The sequence below is a fragment of the Hyalangium versicolor genome, from assembly GCF_020103695.1.
GTDB classification, from domain to species: domain Bacteria; phylum Myxococcota; class Myxococcia; order Myxococcales; family Myxococcaceae; genus Hyalangium; species Hyalangium versicolor.
This window is the reverse complement of record NZ_JAHXBF010000030.1, coordinates 15718-32458: the sequence shown is the minus strand read 5'-3', so window position 1 is coordinate 32458 and position 16741 is coordinate 15718. Positions and strand designations below refer to the sequence as shown.

Sequence of the window (16741 nt, the reverse complement as noted above, 5' to 3'; positions counted from 1 at the left end):
CCGCCCTACCAGGGCACCTCATTGCCCTGGTAGTCGATGAAGATGCCGCTCCGGGCCGCGGAGAGATCGTCGATCACCCTCAGCATGCCCTGAACGGAGTCCTCCACCTTCATGAAGGCGTTCTTGGTGCCGAGCTCCGTCTGCACCCAACCCGGGTTGATGACGGCGGTGATGAGGCCCTGTTCCTTGAAGTCCACGGCCATGGTCCGCATGCCCGCGTTGAGCGCGGCCTTGGACATCCGGTAGGCATACGCGCCGCCCACGAAGCCGTAGACGCCGGCCGGCGTGTTGTCCGTCATCGAGGACATGCGCGTGGTCAGATAGACGATCTTCCGCGTGCTCCCCTTGAGGATGTTGGGGAGCAGCGCCGAGGACAGGCGCATGGCTCCAATGGTGTTGACCTCCATCGTCCGTGCCATGTCGGCGCAGTCGATGCTGAGGAGCGGGTTCCACGAACCACCCACTCCCGCGTTGTTGATCAACACGTCGACGGGCGACGTCTGCAGCGCGGCGGCGAAGGCTCGCACGCTGTTGTCGTCCGTGACATCGAGTGGATGGATACGCAGGCGATGACCGGCGTCTCGCGCCAGGGAAGCCAACTGCCGGGCCTCCGAAGGAACGCGAGCTCCCGCTTCAACGGTGTCGCCACGAGCAACGAGTTGTCGAACGAATTCGAGGCCAAGCCCGCGGCTGGCCCCTGAGATGGCGTAGCGCATACATGTATTAAGACGCTTCACTGGCTGTAGGCACAACCGATGGGACCCTTGACCCGAGTGACCTACACGAGCAAAGGCAGATCGGATCCAGGAGCAACGGAAACATGAGCTTTATCGCTGTCATTGGAGGGGGAATTTCCGGTCTCGCATTGGCTTACCGTTTGCGGGCCCGTGGGAAGGATGTGGTCTTACTGGAAGGTGAAACTCGACTCGGTGGGAACATCCAGACCCGGAGACGTGATGGGTTGGTAACAGAAGCAGGACCCAACAGCTTCCTCGACAAAGAGCCCGCGACGCGCGAGCTGGCTGCGGGCGTGGGCGTGGAGGGATTGATCCGCGCGGCGGATCCCGCGGCGAAGGCGCGCTACCTGTACACGCGTGGGAGGCTGCGCTCGGTGCCTGCGTCGCCTCCGGCGTTCTTGAAGTCGGACATCCTTCCGTTGGGCGCGCGCCTGCGCGTGATGGGCGAGCTGTTCACGGGCCGGGCGGCCTCGGAGATGGATGAGTCGCTGGGCGCCTTCGGGCGGCGTCACCTGGGAAAGGTGGCGACCTCGGTGCTGCTGGATGCGGTGCAGACGGGCATCTACGCGGGAGACATGGATGCACTGAGCGTGGGCGCCACGTTCCCGCAGCTGTCGAAGTTGGAGCGAGAGCACCGCAGCCTCATCCTCGGAGCGATTCGCACCCAGAAGGCCCAGCGCAAGGCGTTGCCGGAGGGAGGCTCGGAGAAGTTACGCGGTGCGTTGAGCACCTTCGAGGGAGGCTTGGAGACGTTGGTGGAAGGCATTGCTCGCACGCTGGGGCCGGCGGTGCACACGGGAGCGAAGGTGGAGGGGCTCGTGCCTGGCAACGGTGGCTGGCGTGTCTCGGTGCGCGAGCATGGGCGGCAGGCGGAGTTGATGGCCTCGCAGGTGGTGCTGGCGACTCCGGCCTATGTGGCGGCGGGCCTGCTGCGGCCGTTGGATGAGAAGCTCTCGGCGCTGGTGGAGAGCATTGCCTACGCACCCATCGCGGTGGTGCACCTGGTCTACGCGGCGGGCAGCACTCCGCCACCGGATGGCTTCGGCTTCCTGGTGCCGAGCCTGGAAAAGCGGCGGCTGCTGGGCGCCATCCACGCCTCCACGGTGTTCCCCTTCCGCGCCGAGGGCGGGCGCGTGCTCTACACCTGCATGGTAGGTGGAGCGCGGCGGCCGGACCTGGTGACGTTGAACGAGGAGGCGCTGGTGACGCTCGCGCGAGAGGAATTGAAGGAGCTGGCGGGAGTCACGGCGGCTCCTGTCTTCACGGAGGTCTTCCGTTGGACGCGAGGCATTCCCCAGTACAACGTGGGGCATCTCGGGCGGATTGCCACCATCGATGCGGCGCTGGCGCGGCTGCCGGGGCTGCACCTGACGGGTAATGCATACAAGGGTGTGGGCATCAACGACTGCATCCGGAATGCCTTCGCGCTGGGTGACACGCTGGCGGGCTGACGTGGACAACCGGAGCGGTCAGCCCTGTCGGGACCGACCGCTCACCCGCTTCCGGCGACCGTTCGGCGTCATCCGGGCCACGTCGGGGCTGGGAGGCATCATCCTCACTCCCATCAGCCTTCCCGGAGTGAGCCATGACGTCGATCTCGATGCCGCTGCTGGTTCTGTGCGCTGTCCTCCTGTTCCCACTGGTGCTCGTGGGCTCCATCCTCATGGACCTGACCGAGGCGGAGGTGGCGCCGTGAAGAGCAAGCGCCTGTTGGATCTCGCCCTGATGCTGCCGCTGGTGCCCTTCTTCGGGCTGGCCGTGGGAGTGCTCGCCCTGGTGGTGCTCATCGTGGATGGCCGCCCCGTGTTCTTCACCCAACCCCGCTTGGGCCAGGGACGCCGGGTGTTCCGCATCCTCAAGCTGCGCACCATGACGTGCGAGGAGGACATGCGGGCCCGGCGCCCCACCCGGCTGGGGAACCTGCTGCGCCACCACGGGCTGGATGAGCTGCCGCAGCTCTTCAATGTCCTCATCGGAGACATGAGCCTGGTCGGTCCCCGTCCCCTGACGCCCGAGGACGCCGAGCGGCTGATCGCCGCGCACCCTCCCCTGGCTGCTCGCTTCGATGTGCCGCCGGGTATCACCGGACTGGCGCAGGTGTGCCAGGCGCGGGGGGCGGCGCTCACGGCGCAGCTGGATGCCGAGTATGCTCGGACCCGGAGCGCCACCGTGGACATCCGCATTCTCTTCCGCACCACCTGGATCAACGTTGTCGGCAAGCGCCGGGGGGCGCGCCCGCTGCCGGCTCACCTCGTGCCGAGATGATCGCGTCCCAGGAAGGCTCCATCGTCCGCGCCACCCTGCTGGGGCTGATGAATCCCAAGCGGTTGGCACCGCTGCTGTTGATTTCGGGAACGCTCGTGTTCGCCCAGGGACGGTTCAGCCGGGATCCGCTGGCCGTTCCCCTGGGCATCCTGCTGTGCGTGGTGTTCGTGGCGGTGGCGCCCGTCTCCTACCGCGTCCTCTTCCCCGAGGGCCTCGACCTGAGCCACGGCGGCGTGCGGCTGCTGCTGTATGGAGCCGTGGGCTCCGGGGTGGTGCTGTCCTCGGGCTACGTGTTGCCGAAGATGTTGCGCATGGCGCCCACCTTCCTCACCCAGCCGGTGAACCTGGCCGTCTGCGGCGCCCTGTACCTGGTAGGAGGGTGGGGATTGGGGCGGGACATCGGCTTCGAGGAGTCGCTGGCTCGGGAGCGCGCTCGTGCTGCCCGGCTCCAACTGGAGGCCGAGCAGGCCCAGCTCCTAGCGCTGCGCAGCCACTTGGATCCGCACTTCCTGTTCAACACGTTGAACGCCATCGCCGAGTGGTGCCGCACGGATGGTGCCGTGGCCGAGGCCGCTGTGCTCCGACTGTCGGCCATGCTGCGCATCGTGCTGGCGGGGGTGCGCAGCGCGACGTGGCCACTGGAGCGCGAGTTGGAGCTGCTGCGCACGCTGTTCGAGCTGCATCTGCTGCGGGATCCCGACCTGTTCCAGCTCTCGTTCGAGGTGGCTCCGGGACTGGGTGAGGTGCCGGTACCGCCGCTCATGCTGCTGCCGCTGGCGGAGAACGCCGTGAAGCATGGGCCGGCGGCGGGGCACCGTGGGCACATCTCGCTCCAGCTGACTTCACGGGACGATGCGCTGGTGTTCATCCTGGAAAACCCGGGAGCTTCCAAGGGTCCACGGCCGGGCAGCACGGGCCTGCCCACGGTGGAGCGACGGCTCGCGCTGGCCTACGGTGGGAAAGCCCGGTTGTCGTTGGAGAGCGTTGAGGATCGTACCCGCGTCACCGTCACCCTGCCCCGCTCGGGCCCCTTGCTGGGAGTCATCACGTGAGCCAGTCCCTGCGTGTCCTCATCGCCGATGACGAGATGCTCGCTCGCAAGCGCCTGACGCGCCTGCTGAGCGCTTTTCCGGACGTGGAGGTGTGCGGCGAGGCGGCGGATGGAGAGGCCGTGCTGGCGGCGGCTCGAGCGGGGGGCCTGGACGTCATCCTGCTGGACATCCACATGCCAGGGCTGAGCGGACTGGATGCGCTGGCGCTGCTGCCCGAGGACGGGCCGCGCGTCATCCTGTGCACGGCCCATGCGGAGCACGCGGTGGATGCCTTCGAGCACGGCGCGGTGGACTATGTGCTCAAGCCCGTGGAGGCCGCGCGGCTGCAGAAGGCGCTGGACCGGGCGCGGGCGCGGCTCGGGCCGAAGGTGGAGGAGCCGGCAAAGGGACAGGCTCCGAGTACGAAGGGGCTCACGCGGCTGCCCATTCCGACACGGCAGGGCATCGTCCTGGTGGATCCGGAGACCATCTCCCATGCGACGCTGGAGGGAGAGCTGGTCACGGTGTTCACCACGCAGGGCGAGTTCCTCACGGACTTCACGCTGAACGAGCTGGCCGACAAGCTGCCGGTGGAGGGCTTCCAGCGGGTGCACCGTCGCGCGCTGCTGAATCTGGCCCATGTGACGCGGCTGGAGCCGCTGGAGACGGGGGGCTACATCGCGCGCACCACGCGGGGGCACTCGGTGGAGATCAGCCGCCAGTCTGCTCGAGAGCTGCGGCGAATGCTGGGCCTACGCCGAGGGCCCGAGGAAGAGGGCTGAGCGCGGGTCCTCCCCCGGCGGACCTGGGCCTCAATCCATGGGCCACTGGTGTACGGGCGCGCCGGACTCCGCATGCTCGCTGTAGCGCTCCAGCAGCGCGGTCAGCGCATCCGGCTTCGGCAGCTGCTCCTCCAGCTTCGCCAGCGTCCGCCGCTGCCAGGTGGCCCCTGTACGCCGTGCCGCCACGCGGGCCTCGATGATGCCCAGCAGCTCATCCGCCTCGGAGGCATCCACCCCCGCCTCCACCAGGCCACGCCGCGCGACGGGCAGGAGCTTCGGCACCAACTCCGTCACCGGTATGGGCCGAGGGGAAGGCGCCTTGTCCGAGGGCCAGAGCAGCTCCGCATCCATTCCCTGCCGCGCGGCCCGGATGAAGTTTCCCCGAGCACAATGGAACGGCATCGCCGGCAAGAGCGCGTGCATCTCCCCCGCCATCCCCAGCGTCAGCCCGAGCAGCAACGCCCCGTTGGCCACCATGTCCACCACCGAGGGCCCCGCCGGCAGGGCGCGGAACTCGATGCGCAGGTGGCCTCCGCACTTCGGATCATAGATGGCGCGGTTCCAGTTCCAGATGGTGCTCTGGTGAAGCCGCAGCTCGTCCAGGCCGGGCAGCTCTCCCCGCGCCACGCACTCCAGCGGAGACTGAGGCCCCACCACGGGCAACAGCGGCGCGTGCAGCGCCACCGCCTCCGAGAACAGCTCCAGCGCACCCTCCCGCGCCCAGCCGTGACCGAACGTCACCCGCGCATGGCTCGTGGAGTTGTCGTGAGCGTCCCCCCGGTCGTCCACGGCCTGCCGGAAGAGCGCCACCCGCGTCTCGTCCCACAGTCTGCGCCCGAGAAAGAGCGGCGAGTTCGTCGACACCGCCAGCACCGGCGCCGTCACGAGCTGCGCCGCGTTGTACATCCGCGCGAACTCCGCCGGATCCACGCGCAGGTGGAACTGGAGCGACGTGTTGGCGCCCTCCAGCGTCACGTCATCCCAGGTGAGTGACAGCGTGTCCTCGCCCGAGATGGACACCTGGAAGGGGGCATCCCTGCGGCTCCGGATCGCCGCCGACAGCGCCCGGTAGCGAGGCATCCCCGTCAGCGCGCTGCTGCCCAGGTCCTTCTCGCGAAGCGTGGGGAGGATCCCCGTCACCACCACCCGCGCTCCCTGCGTGGCCGCCGCGCGACGGACCTCGCGCAGTGTGTCCTCGAATTCCGCACGCAGCGCCGTGAAGGGCCGCCCGGCCAGCGGAGAGGGGCGCAGGTTCGTCTCCAGATTGAAGCGGTTGATCTCCAGCGTCACCCGCGGATCCACCGTCTGCCCCAGCACCTGCCGATTCACCGGCAGCGGGAACCCCGATGAGTCCACCAGGAACATCTCCAACTCGGCGCCCACCGTGCGTGGCCCCAGGCCGAAGCCGGGACGCTGGAGCAGGGCGCGCAGCGCCTCCACGTTCTCCAAGAGACGCTGTGAGAAACGCCGGTAGTCCTCGGGAGAGAATTCCTCGCGTTCGATCGCCAGACCCATACCTGGAGACTGGGCATGCCTCTCATTCCCGGCAGGCGGCCCCTTTCAGGCCGCGCCTGCTCGGCCGCTCCCTAGAATGACCTGGCTTGACGCACCGCGCCCGCTGGCCCGCTTCCTGGGCAGCCGTCCCCGACGACTCCCTGGCGCAGGTGTGTTATCGCTCGATAGCGCCATGCAGCCTGCTTCCTCGCCCCCCCTGCTCAACCTGTACGACCTGCCACGCACCGCCCTTGGCGAGATGCTCGCGGGCTGGGGTTTCAGCGCCTTCCATCGGGATGCGCTCTGGGAGGCCCTCTACCGGCAGCAGGTGCAGTCTCTCGACGCGCTGGACGGAGTGCTGCGGCCGGACCTGGTGAAGCTCCTGCGTGAGCGCGCCTGCCTGCGCCGCCCTTCCGTGCACCACGAGACATTCAGCAGCGACGGCTACACGCACAAGCTGCTGCTGCGCATGGACGACGGGCAGACCATCGAGACGGTGCTGATGCGTTTCAAGGGCCGCGCCACGGTGTGCATCAGCACGCAGGCCGGCTGTGCCATGGGCTGCGTCTTCTGTGCCACCGGGCAGATGGGGCTCGTGCGCCACCTGAGCCCCGGGGAGATCGTCGCCCAGGTGCTCCACGTCACCGGCATCCTGCGCCAGTCCGGCGAGTCCCTGCGCAACATCGTCCTCATGGGCATGGGCGAACCCCTCCACAACTACGACGGCACGATGGAGGCGGTGGACATCCTCGTGGACCAGTTGGGCCTGGCCATCGGCCCGCGCTTCATCACCCTGAGCACCGTGGGCGTGGTGCCCGGCATCCGCCGGCTGGCCGACGAGGACCGTCCGGTGCAGCTCGCCGTCAGCCTCCACGGCGCCACGGATGCGGAGCGCGCCGCGCTGGTGCCCGTGGGCAAGCGCTGGCTTCTCGACGAGTTGATGGAGGCGTGCCGCTACTACAGCGAGAAGCGCAAGCGCCGCATCTTCTTCGAGTGGACCCTCATCGCCGGCAAGAACGACACGCCGCAGCAGGCCCACGCGCTCGGGCAGCTCTTGCAGGGCATGGACGCCCACGTCAACGTCATCCCGCTCAACCCCACGGTGGGCTTTGGCGGAACGCCCAGCGATCCGGCGGCTGTGCGCGCATTCCAGGACGTGCTGGCCTCCTACGGGCTGCCCAGCACCGTGCGTCAGCGTCGAGGCATCGACATCGACGCCGGCTGTGGCCAGCTCAAGGCCGCGGTGGAGCGTCCGCGCCGTTCACTTCCGGCAACTCGCTGAGCGCCGCGGCCTGATTTCCACCCGCAGCCGCGCAAGGCAAAGATCTCTAGGAGGGAAGGAGATCGGCTAGGGTGAATTCATGAGTCCACTGGACTGGAACCGTCTCGCGCCCCACCGCCCACTTGCGGCGGGAGATGCCTTGCGCGTCGAGCGTCCGAGCAACAACGCCGACCGGCTGGCCTCCCTGGTCAAAGCTCGGATGGGTCCCATCGCAGTGGTAGGCCCGGTCGGGAGCGGGAAGAGCACCGAGCTAGCGGCTGCGTCCAGCGCCCTCACAAGCCACTTCCTCACCGCGCTGATCCCTTTTGATCGCCTGATGGACATGCGCCAGTTGGATGACGGCTCGATGTTCCTCCACATCGGTCACCAGCTCGCTCAATCCGCGACGCACTTGAACCAGCACTTGGGCTGGAATAGCAGTGCCTTCAACTTCCGTACTCCCCCAGACAGTATGGCCAACCCGCATGCTCGCCCGAGCCGGAACGACCTGCTCTCTTGGCTCAGAGAAATCCGCCGGGCAAGCACGCAACAATCCGTCGCCCTGCTCCTGGACGGTCTGGAGAAGTGCCCGGGAGATGTTGCGCGGCAAGCGATTCGAACCCTGCTGACTCTCAGGGAAGAAGCGGAACTCGTCATCGTGACCCCGCTGGAGCTCGTCACGGGGCCTGAGGGCTATGAGTTCCTCACAGAGCTACGGCCCTTCCACATACGGCCCGTGCCCGTCTTCCGAAAGATCGGAACCGGCTGGGACAAAGGCCGATCCTTCTTGAAGGAGATCTTCTGTCTGCGGATGGGGCTCCAAACGTTGGAGCCATCACAGGAGCAGCTTCTCGAGTTCGCGGCCGTCGCGAGCAGCGGATTGCCCAGGACGTTTCTTCAGCTCCTCCGAAGCGCAGGAGGATACGCCACCATCGCTGGCCGTGAGTTCTTCGTCGCGGAGGATCTCCAAGCTGCGATCCTCGACCAGAAAGAGAGCCTTCTTCGCATCCTGAGGGATGGCGACATGCACGTTCTCGATAGCGTGAATGGGGAGGAAGGGCTGGAGATTCCGCTCGAGAGACGCATCCGTCTGCTCACACACGGCCTGCTCCTCGAATACGAAGAGTCAGGAAGGGTCCTCGTCCGTATGAACAACCTGCCGCAGTACTCGGGGACCCTCACGTCATGAGGGATGCATCCGCCACTCTGTGGAGAGCCCTGCGGAGCGGCAATCCCATCATCGCGGTCCTGTATGAAGATGCGGGCCTGCTGGAGGAACTCGTCTCCGAGATGGAGTCCCTGCTCCCCATCGGCAGCAAGGTTCAGCGCTCATCGGACGTGTCCGCGTCCTTCCAGACACCTGACGCATTTCTCTTCCTGGCGCCGCCGGACGAGCGTCAAGCCCTCCTGACCCTGGATGGCCGCAGAGACGCCCTGCTCGACCGTCGCAGCCCCGTCGTCCTCCTCCTGCTCCGCGGCGGAGAAGGAGTCCAGAGCCTCAGCGACGTACCAGGGCTCTCCAGTTGGCTTCAGGGGAACGAGATCGATCCATACCGGCTCCAGCAGATCGATCCGAAGCACGAACGGGAGTCCTTCGAACAGCAGACCGGGCGCTCTCCCGAGGAATGGCTGGTGGACTACCGTGCTGGCCGGATTCCCGGCACCCTGGAGAACAGCCTCCTGGCAACTCGAGCCGGACTCTTGGAGAACCCGCCTTGAGCCGCAAGAAGCCATGGGTGGACAGAGATGCGTCCACCCAGAAAGCCATCAAGGACCTCGCGATCCATGGGGTGGACCACAAGGCCGAACTCAACAGCCGGCTGCGCCTCCTCATCTCCCATGGGGGAAGCTCTCGACTGGCTCCTGGCAACCGCTGATCCTGCCTTGGAACCAACAGATTCAGAGAAGTAACACCTCTTTCATCCGAAGCCTCGTTAGCTTGCACGACTCCCACCCTGGAGATCCGCCATGGCCGCCTCTGCCCCGCTCCCCGCCGCTGCCGCCGGCACGTTCCGTCTCGGTGACATGACCGTCAACCGCATGGGCTTCGGAGCCATGCGCATCACCGGCCAGGGCATCTGGGGAGAGCCCCGGGACATCGAGGAGTGCAAGCGCGTGCTCCGCCGAGCCCTCGAACTGGGCATCAACCTCATCGACACCGCCGCCTCCTACGGGCCCGACGTCTCCGAGCGCATCATCGGCGAGACGCTCCACCCGTACCCCCAAGGGCTCCTCATCGCCACCAAGGGAGGCCTTACCCGCAGCGGCCCCAGTGGGTGGCACGCCGCCTGTTCTCCCGAGCAACTCACGAAGGACCTGGAGGGCAGCCTGCGCAAGCTGCGCGTCGAGCGCATCGATCTGTACCAACTGCACACCGTGGACCCGAAGGTCCCCTTCGAGGACTCGGTGGGCACGATCGCTCGGCTGCGCGAGCAGGGGAAGATCCGGCACGTAGGCCTGTCCAACGTCTCCGTGGAACAGCTGCGCGTGGCGCGGAAGATCGTCCCCATCGTCTCGGTCCAGAACCGCTACAACCTCGCGGACCGGAACAGCGAGGCCGTGCTCACGGAGTGCGAGAAGGAGGGTCTCGGCTTCCTGCCGTGGTACCCGCTCGCGGCCAGTGAGCTGGCCCGAGGCGACAGCCCGCTCGCCCAGGCCGCGAAGCGCCACAACGTCACTCCGGGACAGCTCGCGCTGGCGTGGCTGTTGAACCGCTCGCCCGTGATGCTCCCCATCCCGGGCACCTCCTCCGTCAAGCACCTGGAGGAGAACACCGCCGCCGCCGCCGTGAAGCTGACTCCCGACGAAGTGCGCGAGCTGGCCCGGTGAGCGCCGAGCCTACCGCTCACTCACCCTCACCTCGGGACTGACGCGGGCCGCACGAGCCCCGTGCTCGGGAAACACGGGCAGGTGGCTCGCGGCCTCGCGCACCAGTCCCACGAAGGCCCGCACCGTCTCCGAGACGGGAATGCCCATCGTCCGCAGCGTGCGGCGGTGATCCACCAGCACCACGCCCATCGCCGCCAGCGCGAGGCTCCACCACACCGCCTGCCACACCGCGCGCATCGGCACGCCCCAGCCCTGCCGCGCGAAGAACTCGCCGTGGAAATCCAGGTGGTGCTGCTCGTCCTCGCAGATCTGCTCCAGCGCGCGCCGCATCCCGCCCTCCGGCAGCCGAGAGGCCAGCAGTCCATAGAAAGCGCCGCCAATCACCTCCGCCACCAGCAGCACCATCAGCTTCAGCCGCAACCCCAACAGCCGGCGCCCGAAGACGAAGAGGCGCTCGGTCCAGTTGCGCGCCAGCAGCTTCCCACCCAGGCCTCGCACCATCAGCCCAAGGATGCGTGCATGTCGCCCCTCCTCCGCCACGAAGAGCTTCAACGCCGTGCGGTAGTCCGCGTCGATCCCAGGCAACTGCGCACGGTCGATCTCATGCGCGATGCGTCCCTCGCCCGCCTCACCCAGTTGGAAGGTCGCCAGAGACCCCAACAACGCAGAGCGCCACGCCTCGGGCACCTCCTCCACTCGCTCCAGTCCCTCGGGCAAAGGACGCTGCCGGTTCATCTCGAAGTGTCGTCGCCAATCGCTCCACCGCATGGACTTCTCCTTCACAGGACGCGCGCCGCGTCCGTCTCGTGAAGAAGAAATGCCTCAGTCCCGAGCGCTCGGAGCAACAGGCCGCCCGAGCGGTCGCGCCGGACCTGCGAGCGGTCGCATCGGCCACTCAGCCGCTTCGCCTGCTCGCGCGCGGGGCGCCGTCCAGTGTCAACGGATGCGGGTTTCCACTACGACGACACGCGATGCGCGGTGGCTGGTGGACACTCCTCGCAAAGAACACCGAGGCCTCTTGCATGGACTCGGCACGTGGGCACATTCTTCGTGGTGGCAACACCGACGGAGGTGGGGCGATGCAGCTGGCCATCCATGAGCATGCGACGGTGGAGGAAGCGAGCACGGATCTGCTCGACTTCATCCTGTTGCCCTCCAACTGGCTCTCCATCGAGCAACAGTCGGAGGATCCCTCCGCGCGCCCCGCTCAAAACGCGCTCTACCAACGGCGCGTCGGTCCGCTGCGCATCTGCGCCAGTGTGGAGGTGTCCTCGACGCTCGAGGTCTTCCTCCGCGTGGCCTTCCGCGCGCCCGGGCTCACGCCGGTGAAGGCCGCGGATCATCTGGAGACGTTCCTGCGCACGCGCATGCCGCTGACGCCCAACACCGAGTGGCAGGTGGAGGTGGACGAGCGCCGGTGGATCCACTTCGTGCGGCGCTACGCCGGCACGCGGCTCCAGGCCTGAGGGCTCACGTCACCTTGTAGTAGCGCAGCGGCTGGCCCACGTTCTTCACGGGCGTCTCCACGAGCGGACCGAACTTCAGCTCCCGGACCCAGGGCTCCTGGGACTGGCTGAGCGCCTGCTGCGCGCTCTCCATCACGAGCGTCTCGCGGAAGCCGCCGAGCGACTGCAACCGCGCCGTCTGGTTCATGCCCGTGGAGAAGGCGGTGTACTGCCGGTTGGGCCCGAACAGTCCACAGTTGGCGTGGGCCAGGTTCACGCCGACGGCCACGCCCAACCCGGGCAGCTCCACTCGTTTGCAGAGCTCCATCACCTCATCCCGAGCGCTCAGCGCGGCGGTGTACTGCTGGATCTCCAGCGCGGCGCGCAGCGCGGCCTCCGCGCGCTGGGTGAGCGAGGTCTCGAAGAAGGGCGGACCGAACAGACCGATGACGCAGTCGCCCACCATCTTGTCGAACACGCCACCGCACTCCCAGATGGAACCCACGACGTGCGCGCTCCACTCATCCACGAAGCGACCGATGCTCTTGGGGCTGTCGAAGCCCTGCTCGCAGATACGGGTGAAGCCGTTGATGTCCGCGAAGAGGATGCCGAGTTCCTGATCCTGCGCCCGGAGGTGATTGGCGTAGGCCGGATCCCTCAGCAACTCATCAATGGTGCTGCTGCGGAAGAACTGCGAGAGGTGGATGCGCTCGCGGTTGTAGTCCAGCAGCCGCTGGCTCAGGCCCGAGGCCAGCAGCCGGACGATCTCCATCGTGTACGCGGAGAAGCCCTCATCGCTCCAGAGGACGATCTTCCCCAGGTGCTCACTGGAAGAAGCCCCCGAGATGAGCACCACCTCCGAGGTGCGGCCGCGCGCCTGACCGAACAACTGACGCAGCGAGCCATCCACGCGGTTGAGCAACTCCGGTCCGTGCTTCTGGATGAGGCGCTCCAGGTGCGGACCAGGCCGCTCGGTGCTCTCGTACTCCAGGTGACCGTGGCGCCAGGTGCGGTAGTGCAGCACCTGCGGGCGCACCGCGTCCCGGTACAGGAGCAGGAAGCCCGGCAGCCGCACCCGCTGGGCCAGCGCGAGCACGGCCTGATCCATGCCCACCTCGAAGACGGGGTTGGACAGGAGCTGGTTGCACTGAAGGAGGAGCTGCTGCTTCTCGGCGGCTGTGTGGACCAGGCACAGCACGGTGTCGAGCAGCTCGGCCACGGTCTCCAGGATGCGGAGGATCCGCGCGGACTCCTTCACGCCGGTGTGGTCCCCGGCGAAGAACAACCCGATGGAGCCCACCTGTGTCCCCACGACATCCAGCGGCTGGGTGACGACCGTGCCGTCCTCCAGAGGCCGCACGCCGTTGGCTTCTTCCAGGAGGATGCTGGAGTGGCGCTCTCCCCAGGGGCCCTCGGTCCAGGTCTGCTCGGCCAGCTCCTCGTTGCGCGTGGTGACGGCGATGGCACGCGCGCCGGTCAGCTCCAGGATTCGCGGCAGGCACCGGTCGAACGTCTGGTGGAGACTCTCGCGCTCCTTGAGGCTCTCCTCCAGCAGCTCATCCAGCGTGCGATGGAGGTGACGAAGCGATCGGAGTTCCTCCAGCGAAGGCTCCGCGGGCAGCGCATACGACGCTTTCATGGCCTGAGGTTCTACAGCCCTCTGGGCCCGCTGTCACAGGTCACCCCGAGAGGTGGGGAACGTGCATCTCACCGCCGGTGATCCGACCCTCGGAGGCTTCGATGACCCAGTACCCCTCACGTCCCTCCTGGGTGGAGGAGCCCGCTCCGAAGATGTGGGGGCGCGCGTCAGTGGCGACGTGGTGGTAGCGGTGGTGGATGTGGCCATGCAGCACGGCGTGGCGAGGCCCCGGCAGGAGCCTGCAGAGCGCCTCCGCATCCTTGAGCCCGTGGAACCACCCGTCCGCCTTTCCGTGATGCGTCAAAGGCGCATGGTGAACCACCGCTAGCACGGCCCGTCCGGCCACTCGCGGATCCTTCACGATGGCCGCGAGCCCCTCGAGCTGTGCTGGGCCGATGAAGCCCTGCGCAATCCCCGGGACGGGAGGAACCCGGGCGGACTTGAGGCCTACGACGGCAGCCTCCTTGCCCACCAGCCGGACGACGGGAAAGGCGTCCTCCCGGCAGTGCTCGGGAAGGTCGCTCTCCAGCAGGTGCCCGAAGTAGCGCTCGAAGCGCCTGCTGCGGTGGCTGCCCGGCGTGTAGACATCGTGGTTGCCGGGGATGACGGTGCAGCGGCTTCGATCCTCGACCAGCTCGCCGAGCGCGGCCCGAGCACCCTCGAACTCACTGTCCAGAGCGTAGGCAGTGAGATCTCCCGAGAGGATGAAGTGATCAGCGTTCTTCTCCCGGGCCTCACGAGCGATGGTGGCGAGCGTCTCCGGAGCACGGCGGTAGGCTCGGGCCCGGCCACCGACCGTCAGCTCCGCGAAGGCCAACCAGCGACGCCAGCCGAGCCGGAAGAAGGGCTGCGCGAAATAGTCAGCGGTGATGTGGACGTCAGAGCAATGGACGAAGCGCATGGAGGATCCCGGGCAGCAACGGCCCGCAGCGGGGAGAACATTCTCGCCGAGCCGCCCCCCGAGGGAAGCGCGTTCAGCAGTGCTCGAGCAAAATCGACCATGCCTCTCCCTCGACTGACAGCCCTCGGCGGGGTACGAGAGCTACCCTTGATTCCGATGGCTCACATCTCCAGCTTCCCGATGCGAACCGTGCTCCTCCTCGGCCTGCTCCTGGGCACCTCCAGCGGTGCCCAGCAGGCGCCCCGGCGTGTGGCCGTGCTCCCCTTCCAGGCGATCTCCGGGGATGTGCCCGGCCGAGCAGGCCCCCGGGTGACGCAGCGGCTCGCCACCGAGGTGCGAGGCGTCGAAGGCCTGGAGCTGGCTGAACCATCCGCAACGGAACCTCCTCCAGATCCGCTCACCCAGGCTCGCGCCGCGGTGAAGGAGGCCGAGGCGCGGCGGCAGAAGCGAGACTTCGCTGGCGCGGATGCTTCGATCGGGCAGGCGCTCGATGCCTATGCCACCGTGGCGATGTCTCTGCCGAACGGGAACGAGTTGGCGGATGCCTACTCCCTGCGCGCTGCGATCCGCTACTCCCAGGGCCGGGATGAGGAAGCCGCGCGCGCTCTCACTTTTGCCCTGACGCTCGTTCCGGGACGTGTCCCCCCACTGGCTTCCACTTCCGCCCTCTTCGCGCGCACGGTGGAGCGCACGCACACGGCCCTCCGGGAACAGCCTCGCGGCACCGTGCGCTTCGTCTCCGTGCCTCCGGGGGTCCCCGTGACTCTCGAGGGACAACCCGTGGAGAACACTCCGGTCCGAGTGGTGGACGTCCCTCCCGGAGGCCACCTGTGGCGCGCGGTGCTGCCCTCGGGGGAGAGCGTCGGCGGCATCGTCGAGACGGTGAGTGGCAAGGAGGTCGAGGTGAAGGTGCAACCTACAGGTGAGGGCTCGGAGGCGACACTCGCCGCAGCGCTTGCCGGGAATCGACTGGATTCGGCAGCGGTGGATGCGGCGAAGGCGGCCGGCCAGACCCTGCGCGCGGAGTTCGTCGTCTTCGGCACGGTATCGCGGACCAGCACAGGCCTCGCCCTTGATGTCTTCGTGCTCGCTCCGGACGCCAAGGCGCCGCGCCGGCTGCCTCGCATCGCGCTGGACACGGATCTCCTCGACGCCGGTCCCCCGCTGCGAGAGCTGGCCTCCACCCTTGCCGCCCGTGGCTCCCAGGCGGGCGATCCCGTCACTCTCCCCGCCACCCCGTCCCCCGGAGCGGGCCCGGCGGCCCGTCCCTCCCAGGTGAAGTACCCGGTGGAGGACAAGCCCCTGAACGTGCCCAAGCCCGTGGTGGCCCCTACGCCAGACAGAGCCCCCCTCGCTCCCAGGAAGCCCCTGATCCGCCCATGAGCTTTCGTGGCCGCTTCGCTCCCAGCCCCACCGGGCGCATGCACCTCGGCAACGCTCGCAGCGCGCTGCTCGGATGGCTCCAGGCCCGCGCCGCGGGAGGCCAGTTCCTCCTGCGCGTGGAGGACCTCGACCGTGCGCGCTGCCGCCCCCAGTATGTCGATGACCTGATGCGGGACATGGAGTGGCTGGGGCTCACCTGGGACGAGACTCCTCTCTTCCAGAGCGCGCGCGATGAGCTGTACCGGGAGGCCCAAGCCCAATTGGAGCGAGCGGGGCTCGTCTATCCCTGCTTCTGCACCCGGGCGGAGATTGCCCGCGCGGCGAGCGCTCCCCATGGCCTGAGCGATGAGGGGCCCCGCTACCCGGGCACCTGCGCCCGGCTCTCCTCGTCCGAGATCTCCGAGCGTGCCCGCACGCGCGCCCCCGCATACCGCTTCCGCGCCCAACCCGGCGAGGTGCACTTCGTGGACGGGCTGCAAGGCTCCTACTCCCAGGACGTGGAGACGGTGGTGGGAGACTTCGTGGTTCGACGCAACGACGGCGTGGCCAGCTACCAACTCGCGGTGGTGGTGGACGATGCCGCCACGGCCATCACCCACGTGCTGCGCGGAGACGACCTGCTCAGCTCCACGCCGCGCCAGCTCCAGCTCTACGCCTCGCTCCAGCTGCGCCCGCCCGAGTTCTTCCACGTGCCCCTGGTGCTGGGAGAGGACGGCAAACGGCTCGCCAAGCGCGAGGGAGCGTTCGCCCTGGCCGAGCTGAGAGAGCGCGATCTGCCACCGGAGCGGGTCCTCGGCCTGCTCGCGGCGTGGAGCGGCCTGGGAGATGGGAGCCCCGTCACGCTCGAGGAGCTGGTCCGCCGCTTCCGCTCCGAGTCGCTGCCTCGCGTCCCCGTGATCGCCCAGGAACAGACGCTCGTCACCGCGCTCGGACTGAGCTGAGTCCTCCCGGCAAGGGCTCGCCTCCGCGAGTTG

The 16741-nt window shown here is 67.9% G+C and carries 17 protein-coding genes; 12 read left to right on the top strand and 5 right to left on the bottom strand.

Annotated features, from left to right (window positions below; all coding sequences use genetic code 11):
* Positions 1–5 precede the first annotated feature (5 nt).
* Entirely contained in the window at positions 6–716 is a 711-nt protein-coding gene (locus KY501_RS43295) for an SDR family oxidoreductase (protein WP_224370190.1), read from the bottom strand.
* Between the two features lie 104 nt (positions 717–820).
* Here KY501_RS43295 and hemG point away from each other — a divergent pair, with 104 nt between their 5' ends.
* The 4 genes from hemG to KY501_RS43275 all read left to right on the top strand — a co-directional run bounded on the left by hemG (position 821) and on the right by KY501_RS43275 (position 4815).
* Positions 821–2188 (top strand): protoporphyrinogen oxidase, encoded by a 1368-nt coding sequence (hemG, locus tag KY501_RS43290; protein ID WP_224370188.1) that lies wholly within the window; start codon positions 821–823, stop codon positions 2186–2188.
* Positions 2189–2429: 241 nt separating this feature from the next.
* Positions 2430–3002 (top strand): sugar transferase, encoded by a 573-nt coding sequence (locus KY501_RS43285; RefSeq protein ID WP_224370187.1) that lies wholly within the window; start codon positions 2430–2432, stop codon positions 3000–3002.
* Positions 2999–4054, top strand: a complete 1056-nt coding sequence (locus KY501_RS43280; RefSeq protein WP_224370185.1) for a sensor histidine kinase — start codon at positions 2999–3001, stop codon at positions 4052–4054. Before KY501_RS43285 ends, KY501_RS43280 begins: the two co-directional genes overlap by 4 nt.
* Entirely contained in the window at positions 4051–4815 is a 765-nt protein-coding gene (locus KY501_RS43275; protein ID WP_224370183.1) for a LytR/AlgR family response regulator transcription factor, read from the top strand. Before KY501_RS43280 ends, KY501_RS43275 begins: the two co-directional genes overlap by 4 nt.
* Positions 4816–4845: 30 nt before the next feature.
* Here KY501_RS43275 and KY501_RS43270 read toward each other — a convergent pair whose 3' ends face one another.
* Positions 4846–6330 (bottom strand): glutamate-cysteine ligase family protein, encoded by a 1485-nt coding sequence (locus KY501_RS43270; protein ID WP_224370181.1) that lies wholly within the window; start codon positions 6328–6330, stop codon positions 4846–4848.
* A 172-nt stretch (positions 6331–6502) separates the two neighbouring features.
* Here KY501_RS43270 and rlmN point away from each other — a divergent pair, with 172 nt between their 5' ends.
* The 5 genes from rlmN (at position 6503) to KY501_RS43245 (ending at position 10399) form a co-directional block, all read left to right on the top strand.
* Positions 6503–7591, top strand: a complete 1089-nt coding sequence (gene rlmN, locus KY501_RS43265) for a dual-specificity RNA methyltransferase RlmN (protein WP_224370179.1) — start codon at positions 6503–6505, stop codon at positions 7589–7591.
* A 139-nt stretch (positions 7592–7730) separates the two neighbouring features.
* Positions 7731–8759: a type IV pilus twitching motility protein PilT gene (locus KY501_RS43260; RefSeq protein WP_224370177.1), complete on the top strand. Its 1029-nt coding sequence runs from the start codon at positions 7731–7733 to the stop codon at positions 8757–8759.
* The gene (locus tag KY501_RS43255; protein ID WP_224370175.1) at positions 8756–9289 is read left to right on the top strand and encodes a hypothetical protein; all 534 of its coding nucleotides are present in this window, start codon (positions 8756–8758) and stop codon (positions 9287–9289) included. Before KY501_RS43260 ends, KY501_RS43255 begins: the two co-directional genes overlap by 4 nt.
* Positions 9286–9447: a hypothetical protein gene (locus KY501_RS43250; RefSeq protein ID WP_224370173.1), complete on the top strand. Its 162-nt coding sequence runs from the start codon at positions 9286–9288 to the stop codon at positions 9445–9447. The genes KY501_RS43255 and KY501_RS43250 overlap by 4 nt, the downstream gene beginning before the upstream one ends.
* A 91-nt stretch (positions 9448–9538) precedes the next feature.
* The gene (locus KY501_RS43245) at positions 9539–10399 is read left to right on the top strand and encodes an aldo/keto reductase (protein ID WP_224370171.1); all 861 of its coding nucleotides are present in this window, start codon (positions 9539–9541) and stop codon (positions 10397–10399) included.
* Between the two features lie 9 nt (positions 10400–10408).
* Here KY501_RS43245 and KY501_RS43240 read toward each other — a convergent pair whose 3' ends face one another.
* The gene (locus KY501_RS43240; RefSeq protein ID WP_224370169.1) at positions 10409–11167 is read right to left on the bottom strand and encodes a ferritin-like domain-containing protein; all 759 of its coding nucleotides are present in this window, start codon (positions 11165–11167) and stop codon (positions 10409–10411) included.
* A gap of 254 nt (positions 11168–11421) precedes the next feature.
* Here KY501_RS43240 and KY501_RS43235 point away from each other — a divergent pair, with 254 nt between their 5' ends.
* On the top strand, positions 11422–11865 hold the full coding sequence (locus KY501_RS43235; protein WP_224370167.1) for a hypothetical protein: 444 nt from the start codon (positions 11422–11424) through the stop codon (positions 11863–11865).
* 4 nt (positions 11866–11869) lie between these two features.
* Here KY501_RS43235 and KY501_RS43230 read toward each other — a convergent pair whose 3' ends face one another.
* Both KY501_RS43230 and KY501_RS43225 read right to left on the bottom strand, forming a co-directional pair.
* Positions 11870–13483, bottom strand: a complete 1614-nt coding sequence (locus tag KY501_RS43230; RefSeq protein ID WP_224370165.1) for an adenylate/guanylate cyclase domain-containing protein — start codon at positions 13481–13483, stop codon at positions 11870–11872.
* Between the two features lie 40 nt (positions 13484–13523).
* Positions 13524–14384, bottom strand: a complete 861-nt coding sequence (locus KY501_RS43225) for a metallophosphoesterase family protein (RefSeq protein WP_224370163.1) — start codon at positions 14382–14384, stop codon at positions 13524–13526.
* 156 nt (positions 14385–14540) lie between these two features.
* Here KY501_RS43225 and KY501_RS43220 point away from each other — a divergent pair, with 156 nt between their 5' ends.
* A complete protein-coding gene (locus KY501_RS43220; protein WP_224370346.1) occupies positions 14541–15767 on the top strand; it encodes a peptidase associated/transthyretin-like domain-containing protein in 1227 nt (408 codons plus the stop codon).
* On the top strand, positions 15764–16708 hold the full coding sequence (gene gluQRS, locus KY501_RS43215) for a tRNA glutamyl-Q(34) synthetase GluQRS (RefSeq protein ID WP_224370161.1): 945 nt from the start codon (positions 15764–15766) through the stop codon (positions 16706–16708). Before KY501_RS43220 ends, gluQRS begins: the two co-directional genes overlap by 4 nt.
* Positions 16709–16741 lie beyond the last annotated feature (33 nt).